Genomic DNA, 17,822 nt, shown 5'->3' with positions numbered 1-17,822 from the left:
TGAGCTTTAGATGAAAGGGTATTTAGTATTGGAAGATGGAACTTCATTCAGCGGTGAACTTGACAAAGAAGCGAGCTGCACAGGCGAAGCCGTTTTTTTTACCGGGATGACGGGCTATCAGGAAGTGCTGACGGATCCGTCATATAAAGGGCAGATTATCGTCTTTACGTATCCGCTGATCGGAAATTACGGAATGAATGAGAAAGACCTTGAAAGCAAAATCCCCCAAGTGAAGGCCGCTGTCGTTTATGAAGCATGTGAACACTTTTCTCATCATGAAGCGGTATCAAGTGTAAGGGAGTATTTAAATAAGTGGAACATCCCGCTTCTGACTCAGGTTGATACGAGAGCCGTCGTTAAAAAAATCCGTTCCGGCGGCACGATGAACGCAGCCATTTCGACATCTGGAGCACTGCCTGCCTTGCCGCAGGAAGAAAATCCGGCACAAAAGGCGGCAGCAAAAGACATCACCGTCATGGGAGACGGGCAACAGCATATCGCGCTGATTGATTTCGGCTTTAAAAAATCTATCGCCTCATCACTCATGAAACGGGGCTGCAAGGTGACGGTCATTCCGTATCAGCAAATGAATGCTGTTTATGATATCAATCCTGACGGAATCGTACTTTCAAACGGGCCCGGAGATCCGAAGGCGATTGCGCCGCACATGAAACTGATTTTATCCATTATCAGTGATTTTCCGACGCTTGGCATTTGTCTCGGCCATCAGCTTATTGCCCTTGCTTTCGGAGGGAATACGTATAAGCTGCCGTTCGGACACAGGGGAGCCAACCACCCCGTCATTGACCGTAAAACGAAACGGGTGTTTATGACAAGCCAAAACCACAGTTATGTCGTAGACGAAGCATCAATTGACGAAAACGAGCTGTCCATCAGGTTTCATCATGTCAATGACACGTCAGTCGAAGGGCTCAGTCACAAACGCCTTCCTGTTTTAAGCGTTCAGTTCCACCCTGAAGCCCACCCCGGACCGGCTGAAAGTGAGTGGATATTTGATGAATATATAGAGAAAGTGATAACAGCAAGGAGAGAAATCGCTCATGCCTAAAGATACGACAATTTCCAGCATATTAGTCATCGGTTCTGGCCCGATTATCATCGGCCAGGCGGCAGAATTTGACTATTCAGGCACGCAGGGCTGCATGGCCCTGAAAGAAGAAGGATACCGCGTAATTCTGGTAAACAACAATCCCGCAACGATTATGACGGATGAGGCCTTTGCCGATGAAATATATTTTGAACCGCTCACAACCGCCAGTCTTGAGGTCATTATCGAAAAAGAAAAGCCAGACGGGCTGCTTGCTAATTTAGGAGGCCAAACCGCGTTAAATTTAGCCGTTAAGCTTGAAGAAGCAGGGGTGCTGAAAAAGCATCATGTGAAGCTTTTGGGCACATCGGTGGAAACCATTCAAAAAGGTGAGGACCGGGAACAGTTCCGCTCCTTGATGAACGAGCTTCACCAGCCCGTTCCGGACAGTGAAATCGTCGACAATGAAGAAGACGCTCTCCGTTTCGCAAAATCCATCGGATTCCCCGTCATCCTGAGGCCGGCTTACACATTAGGCGGAAAGGGCGGCGGAATCGCCCGGACGAAAGAGGCGTTTCAGAAGCTTATCAAGCAGGCGCTTTTAGCCAGCCCCATTCACCAATGCCTGATCGAAAAAAGCATCGCGGGCTTTAAGGAAATTGAATACGAGGTGATGCGCGACAGAAATCACACATGCATTACCGTCTGCAATATGGAAAACATTGATCCGGTCGGCGTGCATACTGGAGATTCCATCGTTGTCGCTCCGTCTCAAACCTTAACGGATCAAGAATATCAAATGCTGCGGTCGGCAAGTTTAGCGATTATTTCGGCGCTTGATGTGGTCGGAGGCTGCAACATTCAATTTGCGCTTGATCCTTTCAGCAAACAGTATTACGTGATCGAAGTGAATCCGCGGGTCAGCCGGTCATCCGCACTTGCTTCAAAAGCAACAGGCTATCCAATTGCCAAAATGGCGGCAAAGCTGGCCGTCGGCTATACGCTTGACGAACTGAAAAACCCGCTGACTGGCTCCACATACGCAAGCTTCGAACCGGCGCTTGATTATGTCATCGTGAAATTCCCGCGATGGCCGTTTGACAAATTTAAAAATGCTGACCGCACGCTCGGAACGAAAATGAAGGCAACAGGCGAGGTCATGGCTATTGAAAGGAATCTTGAGGCAGCCATTCAAAAAGCGGCGGCCTCGCTTGAATTAAAAACTATCGGCACCCGCCTGCCTGAGCTCGGCGGCTATACGCTGAAACGGCTGTGGGAATTAGCCGAGGTGCCGGATGACCGCCGATTTTTCGTCGTGATGGAGCTGTTGAGCCGCCGTGTGACTGTAGAAGACATCCATGCAAAAACAAAAATCGATCCGTTTTTTCTTCATGTGTTCCGTCATATCATCACATTGGAAAACAAGCTGATGGAAGAAGGGGAAAACCTGACGGCACCGCTTTTGAAACAAGCGAAGGTAAAGGGATTCACAGACGGGATGATCGCATCTCTCACAGGAAAAACGGAAGAAGCCGTCCGCGCTTTCAGAAAAGAAACAGGCATCAAGCCATCGTTTAAAATCGTGGACACGTGTGCAGCTGAATTTGACGCCAAAACGAACTATTTTTATTCCACGTATCTCGGAGAAAGTGACGGAGATATCAGCCGCAAAGAGAAAAAACGCGCGCTCATTATAGGATCAGGCCCGATCCGTATCGGGCAAGGCGTAGAATTTGATTACAGCGCCGTTCATGGTGTCTTAACCCTGCAAAAGCTCGGGTTTGAAACGATCATGATCAATAACAACCCGGAAACGGTGAGCACGGATTACGAAATTGCCGATCGGCTCTATTTCGAACCGCTGACGGCAGAACATATTTTAAATGTAGCGGAACATGAAAAAATCGATTTTGCCATCGTCCAGTTCGGGGGGCAAACCGCTATCAATGCCGCTGAATCGCTGGAAAAAGCGGGCATTCCGCTGCTCGGGACGTCATTTGAGACACTTGATGCGCTGGAGGACCGGGACCGCTTTTATAAGCTGCTGGATGAACTCGGCCTGAAGCATGCAAAAGGGGAAACGGCTTATTCTAAGGAAGAAGCCGTCCGAAAAGCAAGAGGCATCGGGTATCCGGTGCTGATCCGCCCTTCCTACGTCATTGGCGGTATGGGTATGATCATCATCGAATCAGAAACGGCTCTCTCCGCTCTTCTTGAAGAGGAAACAGGCATGCCGTACCCGATTCTTATCGATCAATATATTGAAGGAAAAGAAGTGGAGATCGATCTGATTTCTGACGGAAAAGAGGTCTTCATTCCGACGTATACTGAGCATATTGAACGTGCCGGCGTCCATTCGGGCGACAGCTTTGCGATCCTTCCGGGGCCGTCTGTCACTGCGGAACTTGAACAAGGCATGAAGAAAGCCGCAGAAAAAATAGCGGAAAAACTATCATTCAAAGGGATCATGAATATTCAATTTGTCATCGATAAAGGGGAGATTCTCGTTCTCGAAGTAAATCCGAGAGCAAGCCGCACGGTTCCCGTTATCTCTAAAGTGATGGGAGTGCCGATGATCCCGCTCGCCACCCGGCTGTTAGCGGGCGCATCCTTACAAGACGTGAACCCGGTCATTCAAAATCAGTACGGAACAGCAGTCAAATTCCCGGTGTTCTCATCCCACGCCATCCAAGATGTAGACGTAAAGCTCGGACCTGAAATGAAGTCGACTGGAGAAGGCATGTGTGTCGCATTTGACGCCGAAAGCGCCTTGAAAAAAATCTACGCGCATGTGTGGGAGAAAAAAGGAAGTATCTATTTAGAAGGCGGAGATGAAGAAACGGCACAACTGGCCGAAGCCGCGGGCTTTACAGTGTGCGAAAGCTCTTTTTCAGCCTGGGCAGACCGAAAGGATAAAGCGGTCCATATCAATTTCAATGACTCTGAAGAAGCCCGCAGTCAGCGGCTTGAAGCCATGACGCACGGCGTGACGGTCTTTACCGAACCGGAAACCGTAAAAGCGTTTTTAGCGAGCGGCTCTGGCAAGCCTGAGCCTGTTTCACTCAGAGATCTCTATCAAAAGGAAGTGGCGTCATGCACACAGTAAATGCTGAACATGCTTTAACCAATTTGTACGGAAAAGATTTTCTGACGTTAAAGGACCTCAGCGCGTCCGCCATCAATGCGCTTCTTGCGGAAGCCTCATCATTAAAACAAAATCCGATCCAGCCGATTTTCCAAGGGAAAACACTGGCGATGATTTTTGAAAAATCATCGACGCGGACGCGTGTGTCCTTTGAAGCGGGGATGGCGCAGCTTGGAGGGACAGCGCTGTTTCTGTCAAGCGGCGACTTGCAGCTGGGGCGCGGCGAGACGGTCGCGGATACGGCGAAGGTGCTGTCCGGATTTGTTGATGCCATCATGATCCGCACCTTTGAGCATGAAAAAGTGGAGGATCTTGCCGAGCACGCTGACATTCCCGTCATTAACGGGCTGACCGACCGGTACCATCCTTGCCAGGCGCTCGCGGACTTGTTAACGATTCAAGAAATAAAGGGGAAGCTGAAGGGCGTAAAAGTCGCTTATATCGGAGACGGAAACAATGTGGCGCATTCCCTTATGATCGGCTGCGCCAAAATGGGCTGTGATATTGCGATAGCATCACCGAAAGGCTATGAAGTTGAGGAAGAGGCGGTAAAGGCGGCGAAAGAGGCCGCGGCGCTGTCCGGGACAAAAATGACCCTTACCGAAAACCCTCAAGAAGCGGTGCAATGCGCTGATGTAATTTATTCCGATGTCTTCACAAGCATGGGGCAGGAAGAAGAGTCGCAGCAGCGGCTTACGGTTTTTGCGCCGTATCAAGTAAACGCGTCACTCGTCACCCTCGCAAAGCCGGACTATACATTTTTGCACTGCCTGCCCGCCCACCGAGAGGAAGAGGTAACGTCTGACATTATCGACGGCCCGCACTCTGCTGTGTTTCAACAGGCGGAAAACCGGCTCCACGCACAGAAGGCGCTGCTGAAAGCCCTTCTTTGCAAACAGCAATAACGAAGAAAGCCGCCGAATCGGCGGCTTTTTTATTGAACATATTATCCCGCATACAAGCGCATACTACATTAAAAAGAAAAAGGAGGAAATGACGTGGGACAGCAGCATCAATTCCGGCCCGGACAAAAAGCGCCGAATAACGGTGTGTACGTTGAAATCGGCGAGACGGGGAGTATGGTTAAAAATCCGCAAAAAATCAAGCTGACCGCAGGAGACATGTTTCCTGAAACCTCAAATCACAACAGGCTGTGGACGTACCAGAGAAAGCCGTGAACGAAAAAAACCTGCTGTCAGCAGGTTTTTTCATTTTATCAATTAATGCTGTCCGGCATCCTGTTTTACAGGCATGATTTCCGCAAGAACAAAGACAAGCACCGCAATGATGACGGCAATAACGGAAGATTGCTTAAAGCTGTATGCCGCACTGTTCATGGAAGCGACCAGATAACAGGCCATATGTGATAAAAGGAACGTCCAAATAAAAGCAATAATAAACCGCACGTTTCCACCTCGTCCTTCATTTTATTCTACGTTGTATCATACCATACATAAAGCCCGGGCGAAAGGCAATTTTCGCATCAAAATGAAGGTCTCCGGCATCGCCATTCACTCTGCTTTCTGCCTATTTAATGATAAAATAGAGTATCGGTATTTGGTATAATAGCCAAAACATAGGAGTAAATAGGGGTATACCTTATCCGTTTCATTTCTATTACATAAGATAGCGAGAGATTAGGAGTGAAAGGAGGCGGGAAGGTTGGGGATAACGGAAAGGTTTTTCCAATTGGGGTCTGAGCCGAACGTCATCCACCTTCCGTATCAGCCGAACGGCTTCGGCGTCTTTATCCTTGGTGACAGAACACACTATGTCAGCGGGGACTCCAGCTTTTGGCTCGAGCATTACGGAAGAAATCAGCTGTTAAACATGCTGAGGGAAAAAGGCTATACCATCTTCAACAGCAATTTGTACGGCCGGCACTGGGGAGCGGAAAAAGCGGTCGCCTACGCCAAGCAGCTGATCCACTATGTACTGAAACAAGAAATCCTCAATCCGAAAATTCATCTGTTGGCAGACGGCATGGGCGCCCTCTGCGCCGATCAATTGCTGCGTTTTTCCCCGGAACATATCCGTTCAGCCGCAATGCTGAATCCTTGTCTTGATCTTCAAGCTCATTTTGAATCTGAAAAAGAAAATAAATTTTTCTATAAACAATTTCTGAGGGAAGCTGCCGCAAGCTTCGGCATATCTGAAAAAGAAGCAAGCTCACGCCGCTATCAAACCATTTCAGGCTTCTCCACCCGCGTTCCGGTACATATTTGGCAAAGAATGACCGGAGCGCCGTATCCACCCCCCTTGCATGCGAACGCATATAAAGAAGCGTTGGAAAGGGCCGGAAGCAAAGCGGATATTACCTATCATTTATTTGAGCATCCCGCACGGATGTATGGCGCCATCTGTCAGTTTTTCCGCAGGCATGAAAAAGAACTGTAGTGAATAGAATACAACAGCCATCTCTTTTCAGAGGGCTGTTTGGCTTGTGCGCCAATGAAAAACCGGAAAGGCGGCAGATGAGATGAAGCAAGCGCTGATAATTGGAGCAGATGAATTTCTCGGCCTTTCATTATGCGAGCAGTTGATGGATGAAGGAACATACGTTGATGTCATTCTGGCTCAACCGGAAGATAAAACCCGGCAGCTGTATTTGGAAGAAAGATTAATGTGGCTCGGAAGAAACGAGCATTTTCAGAAAATAGATGAAATCGGCGAAAAGACATACGATCAGATCTGCATTCAATACGGAAGCGGATTTCTTCCTGAAGATAGGACGGAACCTCTGTATTGGATCATATACAGCGAGGATCTCGAAGCATGGGAAAAGAGCTGCCAGAGGGAAGCGGCCCGGGCCATCATCCTTCCGCCTTTGTACGGTCCGTGGAGGGAGCCGGAAGAAGACAGCGAAAACCGCTTTTTTTTAGATGACGCAGCCGCTCAGCTGAAAAACAAGCTGGAATCAGACAGCATAAAAGATGAAGATTCGGTTTTGACGCTGAAAATAGAAGAAAAAACGGAAAAATACGAAGCGGAAGAAAAAATTCAAGAGTGGAAAAGACAATTTTCATCAATATTCGACAAATTTTAAGAAAAACCTTCCATGTTATGTGCATTACCGCTACAATAAACGTATATCAAATATACATGTTATGGGTTTGAAAAGGGGTTGAACATGGCTTGATTACCAGGCTTGTCATGATCTTTTCTGTCCTCCTTTTAATGAGCGGATGCGCACAAACTCCGTTTAAAGGAAAAATTGAGAAGGTCGGAATGCTTTTTCCCGATACCATCAATGATCTGGTATGGGGCACAAAAGGTTACAAAGGTTTATTAGCGATACAATCTGAATTTAACGTAGACGTTTATTATAAAGAAAATATAAGATCTGACGAAGATATTTTAAAAGCGATAGAGGACTTTCATAAAAGAGGTGTCAATCTTTTATACGGACACGGAAAAGAATATGAGGAAATCTTTAATATGATCAGCAAGGACTATCCTGACATGGAATTCGTCATCTCCAACGGAACGGCTAAAGGCGACAATGTCACAAGCGTCCATCTCATGGGAGAAGCAATGGGCTTTTTCGGCGGAATGACCGCTGCCCACATGTCCAAAACCAATCAGGTCGGCGTTATAGCTTCATTTTTATGGCAGCCCGAAGTAGACGGCTTTATCAAAGGGGCAAAATATGAAAACCCCGACATCATCGTCAATACTGAATTTACAGACCACTGGGATAATGACAATGAAGCGCTGCACCTTTACGGGAAATTAAAGGATGAGGGCACGGATGTTGTGTATCCGGCCGGAGACGGGTATAATGTTCCTGTCATTCAGCAAATAAAAAAAGACGGACTGTACGCCATCGGCTATGTCGCTGATCAAGCTGATTTAGGCAAAAACACGGTGCTGACAAGCACGGTGCAAAATGTAGATAAAGCCTACACACTGATCGCAGAACAGTATAATAAAGGTGTCTTAAAGAGCGGAGACCATAGCTTCGATTTCAGAGACGGAGTCGTCGAAATGGGAACCTTCAGCCCTCTGGTGGACAAAGCTTTTCAGCAAAAGATAGCCGATCTTGTAAAAACGTATAATCAAACAAATGAACTGCCGTCAAATGAATAAGAGGTGGATACACATGCAGCATGAAAAATCGCTTGAATTTATGCAGATCGCAATGAAATATTTGCCGGAAGCGAAGGCGGAGCTTGAGAAATCAGGCATTGATCTGTCTATGGAAATGATCCAGCCGTTTATGAACCTGTTTACTTCAGTCATGGCGGAAGCTTATGAGCTTGGCAAATCCGATGCCGGGGAGCCGAATAAATAAAGAGAGCCACTTTTAATGGAAGTGGCTTTTCACATGATTTTTTTCTTTAAGGCGGACACCATCGGCGCGAGGTCTTTAAAGACTGGCTTTAATTGATCGAGGGAGTTCATAATGGCGCCGAGCTGATTCATCACATGATTGTAATCGATTGTCTCTTCGGGATCAGCTTCAGGCTCTTCTTTCTCTTCCTTTTGCTCCTCCCGATCTTCCCGGTCTTCACGGTCCTCAATATTGCCGAACATCATTTTCGTGAAAATGTCCATACTTAAGGCCTCCTTTCGTCTTTGAGGTATTCTATGAGAGAGAAGCGCGTCTAGTTTAGACGAATATATTGCCAACAGAAAAAAAATAGGGTAGAATTAGCACCTGATACTAATAATTGATCTTAATAATTAATTTTTAAATTCACTATATAAAGGAGTCTTCCGTATGAAAGCTGGAATACTTGGAGTCGGCCGCTACATTCCGGAAAAAGTGCTGACAAATCATGATCTTGAACAAATGGTAGAAACATCGGACGAATGGATTCGGACGAGAACAGGTATAGAAGAAAGAAGAATCGCTGCTGAAGACATGTATTCATCAGGCATGGCTGCTGAGGCTGCACAAAAGGCGCTTGACCAGGCGGGCGTATCGGCTGAGGATCTTGATATGATTCTCGTCGCAACCGTTACCCCTGACCAGTCATTCCCGACCGTTTCTTGTATGATTCAAGAAAAGCTGGGTGCCAAAAAAGCATGCGCAATGGACATCAGCGCCGCATGCGCAGGTTTTATGTATGGTATTGTGACTGCTAAACAATTTATTGAATCACAAACATACAAACATGTTCTTGTGGTCGGTGTGGAAAAACTCTCAAGCATTACAGACTGGGAAGACCGCAACACGGCCGTTCTGTTTGGGGACGGAGCGGGCGCGGCGGTCATCGGGCCTGTCAGCGACGACAGAGGCATTCTGTCATTTGAGCTTGGAGCAGACGGAACAGGCGGCCAGCACTTGTACTTAGATGAAAAAGGACATACAATCATGCATGGAAGAGAAGTATTCAAATTCGCCGTCCGCCAAATGGGTGAATCAAGTGTAAATGTCATTGAAAAAGCCGGCCTCTCCAAGGAGGACGTAGACTTTTTAATTCCCCATCAGGCAAATATCCGCATTATGGAAGCGGCGCGGGAACGTTTGGAGCTTCCGGTTGAAAAGATGTCTAAAACTGTCCATAAATACGGAAACACTTCTGCTGCATCTATTCCGATTTCATTAGTAGAGGAACTAGAAGCCGGAAAAATCAAAGACGGTGATGTCATCGTCATGGTTGGATTCGGCGGAGGATTAACATGGGGCGCCATCGCATTGCGCTGGGGACGATAGAAAAAAAGTGAGGTGCACACAAGATGAGTAAAAAAAGAGTAGTCGTTACAGGACTCGGAGCCCTGTCTCCGCTTGGCAACGACGCCGAAACAAGCTGGAAAAATGCAATCGGCGGCGTGTCCGGAATCGGTCCGATCACACGTGTGGAATCGGATGAATATCCGGCGAAAGTAGCCGCTGAACTGAAAGATTTCAACATTGAAAACTTTATGGATAAAAAAGAAGCGAGAAAAATGGACCGCTTCACACAATATGCAGTTGTGGCCGCGAAAATGGCGGTTGAAGATGCAGGTCTGAACATTACAGAAGACATTGCGCCAAGAGTCGGCGTTTGGGTGGGGTCCGGCATCGGCGGCCTTGAAACGCTTGAATCGCAATTTGAAATCTTCTTAACAAAAGGGCCGAGAAGGGTCAGCCCGTTTTTTGTTCCAATGATGATTCCGGATATGGCGACAGGCCAAATCTCGATCGCACTCGGAGCGAAAGGAGTCAACTCCTGTACGGTGACGGCATGCGCGACGGGAACGAACTCTATCGGAGACGCGTTTAAAGTCATCCAGCGCGGCGATGCTGATGCGATGATTACCGGCGGTACGGAAGCGCCGCTGACAAGAATGTCATTTGCGGGCTTCAGCGCCAACAAAGCGCTTTCTACAAATCCTGATCCGAAAACGGCAAGCCGCCCGTTTGATAAAAATCGTGACGGGTTTGTCATGGGGGAAGGCGCGGGAATCATTGTGCTTGAAGAGTTAGAGCATGCGCTTGCCCGCGGCGCGAAAATTTACGGAGAAATTGTCGGTTACGGTTCAACGGGTGATGCTTATCACATTACCGCGCCTGCCCAAGACGGTGAAGGCGGAGCCAGAGCAATGCAGGAAGCGATCAAGGATGCCGGCATCAAGCCGGAAGATATTGATTACATCAACGCTCATGGGACAAGCACGTACTACAATGATAAATACGAAACAATGGCTATTAAAACCGTTTTCGGCGATCATGCGTACAAGCTTGCAGTCAGCTCGACAAAATCAATGACGGGCCACCTGTTAGGAGCTGCCGGCGGTATCGAAGCGATTTTCTCCGTTATGGCGATTAAAGACGGAATCATTCCGCCGACGATCAATATTGAAACGCCTGATGAAGAATGTGATTTAGATTACGTACCGGATAAAGCGCGTCAGCAGGATGTAAACGTCGTCCTCAGCAACTCGCTCGGATTCGGCGGACATAATGCCACTTTGATCTTCAAAAAATATCAATAACACAGTCATTGGCCGGCTGCCCAAAAGGGTGGCCGGTTTTTTTTGCCTGCATATGATAAAAAGAGGAGGCGAACCAGCATGAGTGTCAAACAAACATACAAATGGATAAAAAATGCGGCATCTATAGATGAGTTAGCCGTACACATTTTACCGCTTTTTTCAGGAGCAAAACAGAAAGATTGGAAGCCGATACTCGGAACTCTCCAAAACCACGGGATGTTTCGCAACATGAAAGACGGATCATTTACAATCAATCAGCTGAAAGAAAAAGGATGTTTCAGCCATGTTCAAAAGGAAGAGAAGAATCTAAAGGAAAAGTGGAACGGGCCTGACGTGCCGATTATTGTTCTGCCTGTCGATGAACGAAATCGGAGACTTCGTTTGGAGTTCGGGTCAAAATCCGGCCTTGCCTTCCGGGATAAAATGTTCCTCTTCTTATCGTCAGATAGTTCTAATTCGGCTGTCTCCGCCATTATGACGCATGAATATAATCATGTCTGCCGGTTAGAACATGTGACAAAGGATGAAAATGATATCACATTACTTGATACAATCATGATGGAGGGACTGGCAGAATATGCTGTTTATGAGCGCTTCGGCTCAAGCCTTACGGCGGAGTGGACGTCCTACTATACGCCTGAGCAGCTGCAGTTTCTGTTTGAAAAAAGAATCAAGCCAAATCTCCGGTTAACAAGAGACAGCAGACAGTTTTCCCAGCTGTTATTCGGCAAAGGATACGTTCCCTCAATGCTTGGCTATGCCGTCGGATTCAATATAGTAAAAAAATATTTAACAGATAATAACAAAACAGTGGAGGAAGCGCTGTCCATCCCCTCGAAAACCTTTCTGGAAGCAACGCTTTAAAAGATTAAAAGAATGGAAATTATTTAAGGATATTACATTTATCCTAAAAAATTCTTGCTTTTGTAATAATGATGTAATAATATACAACTATAAAATTTTTCGACTATTCTATATTTTGTGATAGCGAAACGAATGTTTTCCTCTGATGCAGCGGAATGAGAAAGGGGAGTATCATGAGCACACTATTAGAAGTGAATAATTTAAAGACCTATTTTTTCAGAAAAAAGCAGCCGATTCCCGCAGTTGACGGTGTTGATTTTCACATTAACAAAGGTGAAACCGTCGCGCTTGTAGGAGAATCCGGCTCGGGCAAAAGCATCACCTCGCTTTCTATTATGGGACTTGTCCAAAGCTCGGGCGGGAAAATAATGGACGGCTCGATTAAGCTTGAAGGCAAGGACTTGGCCTCCTTTAACGAAAACGAATATTGCAAAATCCGCGGAAATGACGTCTCTATGATTTTTCAGGAACCCATGACTTCCCTCAATCCGGTGCTGACCATCGGTGAACAAATTACAGAAGTGCTTGAATACCATAAAAAAATGAGCAAAAAAGAAGCCTTGAAAAAGGCAGTGGAACTTCTGAAATTGGTCGGATTCTCCAGAGCCGAACAAATGTTAAAAGAATATCCGCACCGCTTATCAGGAGGAATGAGGCAGAGGGTCATGATCGCCATCGCGCTCAGCTGCAATCCGAAGCTCCTGATTGCCGATGAGCCGACGACGGCGCTTGATGTGACGATACAAGCCCAGGTGCTGGAGCTGATGAAAGACCTCTGCAAAAAATTCGATACTTCCATTTTGCTCATCACCCATGATTTAGGCGTCGTTTCAGAAGCGGCTGACAGGGTGATCGTCATGTACTGCGGACAAGTCGTAGAAAGCGCAACCGTCGATGAATTATTTTTAGAACCGCTTCATCCGTACACGGAAGGACTGTTAACCTCCATTCCGGTGATAGACGGAGAGATTGATACATTGAATGCGATCAAAGGAAGCGTGCCGACACCGGACAATTTGCCGGAAGGCTGCCGTTTTGCTCCAAGATGTTCAAAAGCGATGGATAAATGCCGGACGGGGCAGCCTTCGCTCATGACACATCAAAACGGCCGTTCTGTAAGATGTTTCTTATATGAGGAAGAGGGTGCCGATTCAAAATGACAGCTGCCAACCAAGAAACCATTTTAGAGCTGAAAGACGTAAAAAAATATTTTCCGATCCGCTCCGGTTTTTTTCAAAGAAAAGTCGGGGACGTAAAAGCTGTAGACGGTGTGTCCTTTTCACTGAAGCGCGGTGAAACGCTCGGGATCGTCGGAGAATCAGGCTGCGGCAAGTCAACTGCAGGCAGAACGATGATCCGCTTATACAAACCCACAGCCGGCCAGATTCTTTTTAAAGGCCGGGATATTTCCAACTTGTCTGAAGAAAAGCTCAGAAAAAGCGTCCGCAAAAATATTCAGATGGTATTCCAAGATCCCTTCGCATCACTCAATCCGAGAAAAACATTGCGTTCCATAATTAAAGAACCGTTTCATACTCACCATATGTACAGCCTTCGCGAACGAAACGAAAAAGTAGAAGAGCTGCTTGCGAAAGTCGGGCTTCATCCGAGCTTTGCGGGCCGCTATCCGCACGAGTTTTCCGGAGGCCAGCGCCAGCGGATCGGCATCGCAAGGGCGCTTACATTAAATCCGGAGCTGATCATTGCGGATGAGCCCGTTTCCGCTCTTGATGTCTCCATCCAAGCCCAAGTCATCAATTTAATGGAAGAACTGCAGGAAGAATTTAATCTGACATATCTCTTTATCTCTCACGATTTAAGTGTTGTCCGCCATATCAGCGACAGAGTCGGCGTCATGTATCTCGGAAAAATGATGGAGCTGACCGATAAGCACGAGCTTTACGACAACCCGCTTCACCCTTATACGCAAGCGCTTCTTTCTTCAGTGCCGGTCACGAGAAAAAAAGGAGCCGTCAAGCGGGACCGAATCATCCTGAAAGGAGAATTGCCAAGCCCGGCCAACCCGCCGAAAGGCTGTGTGTTCCACACAAGATGCCCGATGGCCAAACCGATTTGCAAAGAACAAATACCGGCATTCCAAGAAGCCGCTCCCGCTCATTTCGTCGCCTGCCATTTGTATGCCTGAAGTGACAAGCTTTGAGAGGGGGTATGCCGGATTACATAACGAACTTGCCGCATATATATCACAAAGGGGGAATTGATATGAAATTACGTAAATCTGCACTGATGATGCTAAGTGTTTTTATGGCGCTCGCCATCTTCCTGTCAGCCTGCTCCGGCTCAAAATCCACAAGCTCCGAATCCAAACCGGCAGGCAAACCGCAAAAAGGCGGAGATTTGGTTGTCGGGTCCATCGGGGAGCCTACACTCTTTAACTCGCTGTATTCCACAGATGATGCAAGTACTGAAGTTGAGAATATGCTTTACAGCTATTTAACGAAAACGGATGAAAAACTGAACGTGAAATTGTCGCTTGCTGAAAGCATTAAAGAATTAGACGGCGGGCTTGCGTACGATGTGAAGATTAAAAAAGGCGTTAAGTTTCACGACGGGAAAGAACTGACCGCAGATGACGTTGTATTTACGTACAGTGTCCCGTTAAGCAAAGATTACAAGGGAGAACGCGGATCAACTTATGAAATGCTGAAATCCGTAGAGAAAAAAGGCGATTACGAAGTATTGTTCAAGCTGAAATATAAAGACGGTAATTTCTATAACAATGCTTTAGACAGCACAGCCATTCTGCCGAAGCATATTCTCGGTAATGTTCCGGTTGCGGATTTGGAAGAAAACGAATTTAATAGAAAAAAACCAATCGGATCAGGCCCGTTCAAATTTAAAGAATGGAAACAGGGGCAATATATTAAACTCGAAGCGAATGATGATTATTTTGAAGGAAGACCATATTTAGATACGGTGACCTACAAAATTATCCCGGATGCAAATGCCGCGGTAGCTCAGCTCCAAGCTGGCGATATTAATTTCTTTAATGTGCCGGCCACTGACTATAAAACCGCTGAAAAATTTAATAACCTCAAAGTAGTCACTGATCTGGCATTAAGTTATGTATACATCGGCTGGAATGAGAAGAATGAATTATTTAAGGACAAAAAGGTCCGCCAGGCGCTCACAACCGCTCTTGACCGTGAGTCAATCGTCAACCAAGTATTAGATGGAGACGGCAAGGTAGCCTACATTCCGGAAAGTCCTTTATCTTGGAACTATCCTAAAGATATTGAAGTACCGAAATTCACGTATAACGAGAAAAAAGCAAAACAAATGCTTGCAGAAGCCGGATGGAAAGATACGAACGGTGACGGCATTTTAGATAAAGACGGAAAGAAATTCTCGTTTACGCTGAAAACGAACCAAGGAAACAAAGTCCGGGAAGACATCGCTGTAGTCGTTCAAGAACAGCTGAAGAAAATCGGTATTGAAGTGAAGACTCAGATTGTAGAATGGAGCGCCCTTGTTGAACAGATGAATCCTCCGAATTGGGATTTTGACGCGATGGTCATGGGCTGGAGTTTATCTACTTTCCCAGACCAATATGACATCTTCCACTCAAATCAGATTAAAAAGGGCTTAAACTATGTGTGGTATAAGAATGCTGAAGCGGATAAACTCATGAAGGATGCAAAATCGATCAGCGACAGAAAGCAGTATTCAAAAGAATACGAGCAAATCTATCAAAAAATCGCGGAAGATCAGCCGTATACGTTCTTGTATTACCCTAACAACCACATGGCAATGCCGGCAAACCTTGAGGGATACAAATACCATCCGAAACGTGATTTGTATAATATTCAAAAGTGGTGGCTTGCAAAATAATTTTCCCTTAGAGGGGAGGGAGAGCGTTTCCTCCCTCTTCTGTTTTTAATAAGGATAGTAAAGGGGACAAGAATATGGCTACATATATTATCAGAAGAACATTGATGTCCATTCCGATTTTATTGGGGATAACCATTTTATCTTTTATTATCATGAAAGCTGCGCCGGGAGATCCGATGACGTTAATGATGGACCCGAAAATCAGCCAGGCCGACAGAGAACAATTTATTGAAAAATACGGGTTAAATGATCCTCAGTATGTTCAATATTTAAAGTGGCTCGGCAATATGGTTCAGGGGGATTTCGGAACGTCAATTGTCAGAAAAGGAACACCTGTCTCAGAACTGATTATGGCCCGAATGCCCAATACGCTCATACTGATGCTCGTTTCAACGATTTTAGCTCTTATCATCTCTATCCCGTTTGGCGTCTTGTCCGCAAAACGACCCTATTCAAAACTAGACTATGGCATTACATTTACCTCATTTATAGGATTGGCCATTCCAAACTTTTGGTTTGGATTAATTTTAATCATGGTTCTATCTGTAAACCTCGGCTGGTTTCCTACCGGAGGTGTCGAGACGCTGAACACGGACTTCAATATTTTTGACCGTATCCATCATTTAATTTTGCCTGCATTTGTATTAGCGACGGCCGATATGGCCGGTCTGACAAGATACACGAGATCAAATATGCTGGACGTATTAAATCAGGATTATATCCGTACGGCAAGAGCGAAGGGGTTTAAAGAAAATCGTGTGTTATTTAAGCACGGCCTGAGGAATGCGTTATTGCCTGTTATTACAATCTTTGGACTGATGATCCCCTCATTTATCGGCGGATCTGTTGTCGTAGAACAAATATTCACATGGCCGGGGTTAGGAAAGCTGTTTGTCGATTCAGCGTTCCAGCGTGATTATCCGGTTATTATGGCGATGACCGTCATTTCAGCCGTCCTTGTGGTGATCGGCAACCTTGTCGCTGACATTTTATATGCAGTGGTTGATCCGAGAATTGAATATTAAAAGGGGGGAACGATGATGGCCGAATTAAACACACCTCCAGCACCGGAGGTCGGGCTGAAAGAAAATATTGCCGAAAAGCCGGAAACCATGACAAAGATCTTTTGGGAAAAGTTTTCGAAAAATAAACTGGCGGTTGCGGGTGCTATTATTCTGTTTGTAATTATTATGTCAGCGATTTTGGCGCCGGTGATTGCTCCTTATTCGCAAGAGCAGCAAAGTTTGCTTGATAAATTTAAAGCACCGGGGCTTGAGCATTTGATGGGAACGGATAAGTTTGGGCGTGACATTTTCAGCAGGATATTATATGGCGCGCGGATCTCTTTATTAGTCGGTTTTGCGTCTGTGGTCGGCTCCATTTTTATCGGAACCATCTTAGGCGCGTTAGCAGGCTATTTTAAAGGCATTGTGGATGCTGTTATTATGCGTTTAGTTGATATAGTGCTTTCAATACCTGATATTTTCTTATTGATTACGCTTGTTACCATATTTAGGCCGGGTGTGGACAAATTGATTTTAATCTTTTGTCTGACGGGGTGGACAACCACTGCGCGTTTGGTCAGGGGAGAATTTTTATCATTACGTTCAAGAGAATATGTCCTGGCTGCCAAAACAATCGGGACAAAAACGCATAAAATCATTTTTTCTCATATCCTTCCCAACGCGCTGGGACCGATCATTGTATCAGCAACTTTAAAAGTCGGCTCGGTTATTCTGGCTGAATCCGCGCTGAGCTATCTCGGTTTCGGAATACAGCCGCCCATTGCAAGCTGGGGAAATATGCTTCAAGATGCGCAAAACTTTACGATTATGATACAGGCATGGTGGTATCCATTGTTCCCTGGACTGTTCATTCTTCTTACCGTATTATGCTTCAACTTTGTCGGTGACGGGCTGCGCGATGCGCTCGATCCTAAGAATGTGAAATGATCTCCCGATTCACAACGGGAGATTTTTTTATTCTTTT

18 protein-coding genes are annotated in these 17,822 nt (G+C 46.1%); 16 read left to right on the top strand and 2 right to left on the bottom strand.

Annotated elements, in window-relative coordinates:
• Window positions 1-10: 10 nt before the first annotated feature.
• From KY305_RS07035 to KY305_RS07020, 4 genes are all read left to right on the top strand, one after another.
• Entirely contained in the window at window positions 11-1,069 is a 1,059-nt protein-coding gene (locus KY305_RS07035) for a carbamoyl phosphate synthase small subunit (protein ID WP_223061935.1), read from the top strand.
• A complete protein-coding gene (locus tag KY305_RS07030; protein ID WP_223061934.1) occupies window positions 1,062-4,154 on the top strand; it encodes a carbamoyl-phosphate synthase (glutamine-hydrolyzing) large subunit in 3,093 nt (1,030 codons plus the stop codon). The genes KY305_RS07035 and KY305_RS07030 overlap by 8 nt, the downstream gene beginning before the upstream one ends.
• Complete coding sequence (gene argF, locus KY305_RS07025; protein ID WP_223061933.1) at window positions 4,142-5,098, top strand: ornithine carbamoyltransferase; 957 nt, start codon at window positions 4,142-4,144, stop codon at window positions 5,096-5,098. The genes KY305_RS07030 and argF overlap by 13 nt, the downstream gene beginning before the upstream one ends.
• Before the next feature lie 93 nt (window positions 5,099-5,191).
• A complete protein-coding gene (locus KY305_RS07020; protein ID WP_061521800.1) occupies window positions 5,192-5,371 on the top strand; it encodes a YjzC family protein in 180 nt (59 codons plus the stop codon).
• Between the two features lie 42 nt (window positions 5,372-5,413).
• Here the strand turns inward: KY305_RS07020 and KY305_RS07015 are convergent, their stop codons facing one another.
• Window positions 5,414-5,599, bottom strand: a complete 186-nt coding sequence (locus KY305_RS07015) for a YjzD family protein (RefSeq protein ID WP_223061932.1) — start codon at window positions 5,597-5,599, stop codon at window positions 5,414-5,416.
• Between the two features lie 256 nt (window positions 5,600-5,855).
• Between KY305_RS07015 and KY305_RS07010 the strand changes: the two genes are divergently transcribed.
• From KY305_RS07010 to KY305_RS06995, 4 genes are all read left to right on the top strand, one after another.
• Window positions 5,856-6,590, top strand: coding sequence for a hypothetical protein (locus KY305_RS07010; RefSeq protein ID WP_223061931.1), 735 nt, complete (start codon window positions 5,856-5,858; stop codon window positions 6,588-6,590).
• 82 nt (window positions 6,591-6,672) lie between these two features.
• On the top strand, window positions 6,673-7,239 hold the full coding sequence (locus tag KY305_RS07005; protein ID WP_223061930.1) for a hypothetical protein: 567 nt from the start codon (window positions 6,673-6,675) through the stop codon (window positions 7,237-7,239).
• Between the two features lie 89 nt (window positions 7,240-7,328).
• Window positions 7,329-8,282 carry a BMP family ABC transporter substrate-binding protein gene (locus tag KY305_RS07000; protein ID WP_223061929.1) on the top strand — a complete coding sequence of 318 codons (954 nt, stop codon included), beginning with the start codon at window positions 7,329-7,331 and terminating at the stop codon, window positions 8,280-8,282.
• 13 nt (window positions 8,283-8,295) lie between these two features.
• Window positions 8,296-8,487, top strand: a complete 192-nt coding sequence (locus tag KY305_RS06995; protein ID WP_214800937.1) for a ComZ family protein — start codon at window positions 8,296-8,298, stop codon at window positions 8,485-8,487.
• A 29-nt stretch (window positions 8,488-8,516) separates the two neighbouring features.
• On the opposite strand, the gene KY305_RS06990 is transcribed toward KY305_RS06995, so the two are convergent.
• Entirely contained in the window at window positions 8,517-8,750 is a 234-nt protein-coding gene (locus KY305_RS06990; protein ID WP_223061928.1) for a hypothetical protein, read from the bottom strand.
• A 166-nt stretch (window positions 8,751-8,916) separates the two neighbouring features.
• Between KY305_RS06990 and KY305_RS06985 the strand changes: the two genes are divergently transcribed.
• The 8 genes from KY305_RS06985 to opp4C all read left to right on the top strand — a co-directional run bounded on the left by KY305_RS06985 (window position 8,917) and on the right by opp4C (window position 17,785).
• A complete protein-coding gene (locus tag KY305_RS06985) occupies window positions 8,917-9,855 on the top strand; it encodes a beta-ketoacyl-ACP synthase III (RefSeq protein ID WP_223061927.1) in 939 nt (312 codons plus the stop codon).
• A gap of 23 nt (window positions 9,856-9,878) precedes the next feature.
• The gene (gene fabF / locus KY305_RS06980; RefSeq protein ID WP_223061926.1) at window positions 9,879-11,117 is read left to right on the top strand and encodes a beta-ketoacyl-ACP synthase II; all 1,239 of its coding nucleotides are present in this window, start codon (window positions 9,879-9,881) and stop codon (window positions 11,115-11,117) included.
• Between the two features lie 78 nt (window positions 11,118-11,195).
• A complete protein-coding gene (locus KY305_RS06975) occupies window positions 11,196-11,981 on the top strand; it encodes a DUF2268 domain-containing putative Zn-dependent protease (RefSeq protein WP_223061925.1) in 786 nt (261 codons plus the stop codon).
• 173 nt (window positions 11,982-12,154) lie between these two features.
• Window positions 12,155-13,141 (top strand): ABC transporter ATP-binding protein, encoded by a 987-nt coding sequence (locus tag KY305_RS06970; RefSeq protein WP_223061924.1) that lies wholly within the window; start codon window positions 12,155-12,157, stop codon window positions 13,139-13,141.
• Complete coding sequence (locus tag KY305_RS06965; protein WP_223061923.1) at window positions 13,138-14,127, top strand: ABC transporter ATP-binding protein; 990 nt, start codon at window positions 13,138-13,140, stop codon at window positions 14,125-14,127. The genes KY305_RS06970 and KY305_RS06965 overlap by 4 nt, the downstream gene beginning before the upstream one ends.
• Window positions 14,128-14,204: 77 nt before the next feature.
• Window positions 14,205-15,833, top strand: a complete 1,629-nt coding sequence (locus KY305_RS06960) for a peptide-binding protein (protein ID WP_223061922.1) — start codon at window positions 14,205-14,207, stop codon at window positions 15,831-15,833.
• A gap of 74 nt (window positions 15,834-15,907) precedes the next feature.
• Complete coding sequence (appB, locus tag KY305_RS06955; RefSeq protein WP_214800950.1) at window positions 15,908-16,858, top strand: ABC transporter permease; 951 nt, start codon at window positions 15,908-15,910, stop codon at window positions 16,856-16,858.
• Window positions 16,859-16,873: 15 nt separating this feature from the next.
• Window positions 16,874-17,785 carry an oligopeptide ABC transporter permease gene (opp4C, locus tag KY305_RS06950; protein ID WP_223062126.1) on the top strand — a complete coding sequence of 304 codons (912 nt, stop codon included), beginning with the start codon at window positions 16,874-16,876 and terminating at the stop codon, window positions 17,783-17,785.
• Window positions 17,786-17,822 lie beyond the last annotated feature (37 nt).

The sequence above is a fragment of the Bacillus sp. YC2 genome (assembly GCF_019891195.1).
GTDB lineage: Bacteria > Bacillota > Bacilli > Bacillales > Bacillaceae > Bacillus.
The sequence above is the reverse complement of the archived record's forward strand: the minus strand, read 5'-3'. Positions and strand labels throughout refer to the sequence as shown.

Bases quoted from the DNA above. Each gene is read 5' to 3' on its own strand.
- KY305_RS06960 (WP_223061922.1), top strand. From the start codon at position 14,205: ATGAAATTACGTAAATCTGCACTGATGATGCTAAGTGTTTTTATGGCG.
- KY305_RS06995 (WP_214800937.1), top strand. From the start codon at position 8,296: ATGCAGCATGAAAAATCGCTTGAATTTATGCAGATCGCAATGAAATAT.
- KY305_RS06965 (WP_223061923.1), top strand. From the start codon at position 13,138: ATGACAGCTGCCAACCAAGAAACCATTTTAGAGCTGAAAGACGTAAAA.
- KY305_RS06970 (WP_223061924.1), top strand. From the start codon at position 12,155: ATGAGCACACTATTAGAAGTGAATAATTTAAAGACCTATTTTTTCAGA.
- opp4C (WP_223062126.1), top strand. From the start codon at position 16,874: ATGGCCGAATTAAACACACCTCCAGCACCGGAGGTCGGGCTGAAAGAA.
- fabF (WP_223061926.1), top strand. From the start codon at position 9,879: ATGAGTAAAAAAAGAGTAGTCGTTACAGGACTCGGAGCCCTGTCTCCG.
- appB (WP_214800950.1), top strand. From the start codon at position 15,908: ATGGCTACATATATTATCAGAAGAACATTGATGTCCATTCCGATTTTA.
- argF (WP_223061933.1), top strand. From the start codon at position 4,142: ATGCACACAGTAAATGCTGAACATGCTTTAACCAATTTGTACGGAAAA.
- KY305_RS06990 (WP_223061928.1), bottom strand. From the start codon at position 8,750: ATGGACATTTTCACGAAAATGATGTTCGGCAATATTGAGGACCGTGAA.
- KY305_RS07035 (WP_223061935.1), top strand. From the start codon at position 11: ATGAAAGGGTATTTAGTATTGGAAGATGGAACTTCATTCAGCGGTGAA.
- KY305_RS06985 (WP_223061927.1), top strand. From the start codon at position 8,917: ATGAAAGCTGGAATACTTGGAGTCGGCCGCTACATTCCGGAAAAAGTG.
- KY305_RS07005 (WP_223061930.1), top strand. From the start codon at position 6,673: ATGAAGCAAGCGCTGATAATTGGAGCAGATGAATTTCTCGGCCTTTCA.
- KY305_RS07030 (WP_223061934.1), top strand. From the start codon at position 1,062: ATGCCTAAAGATACGACAATTTCCAGCATATTAGTCATCGGTTCTGGC.
- KY305_RS06975 (WP_223061925.1), top strand. From the start codon at position 11,196: ATGAGTGTCAAACAAACATACAAATGGATAAAAAATGCGGCATCTATA.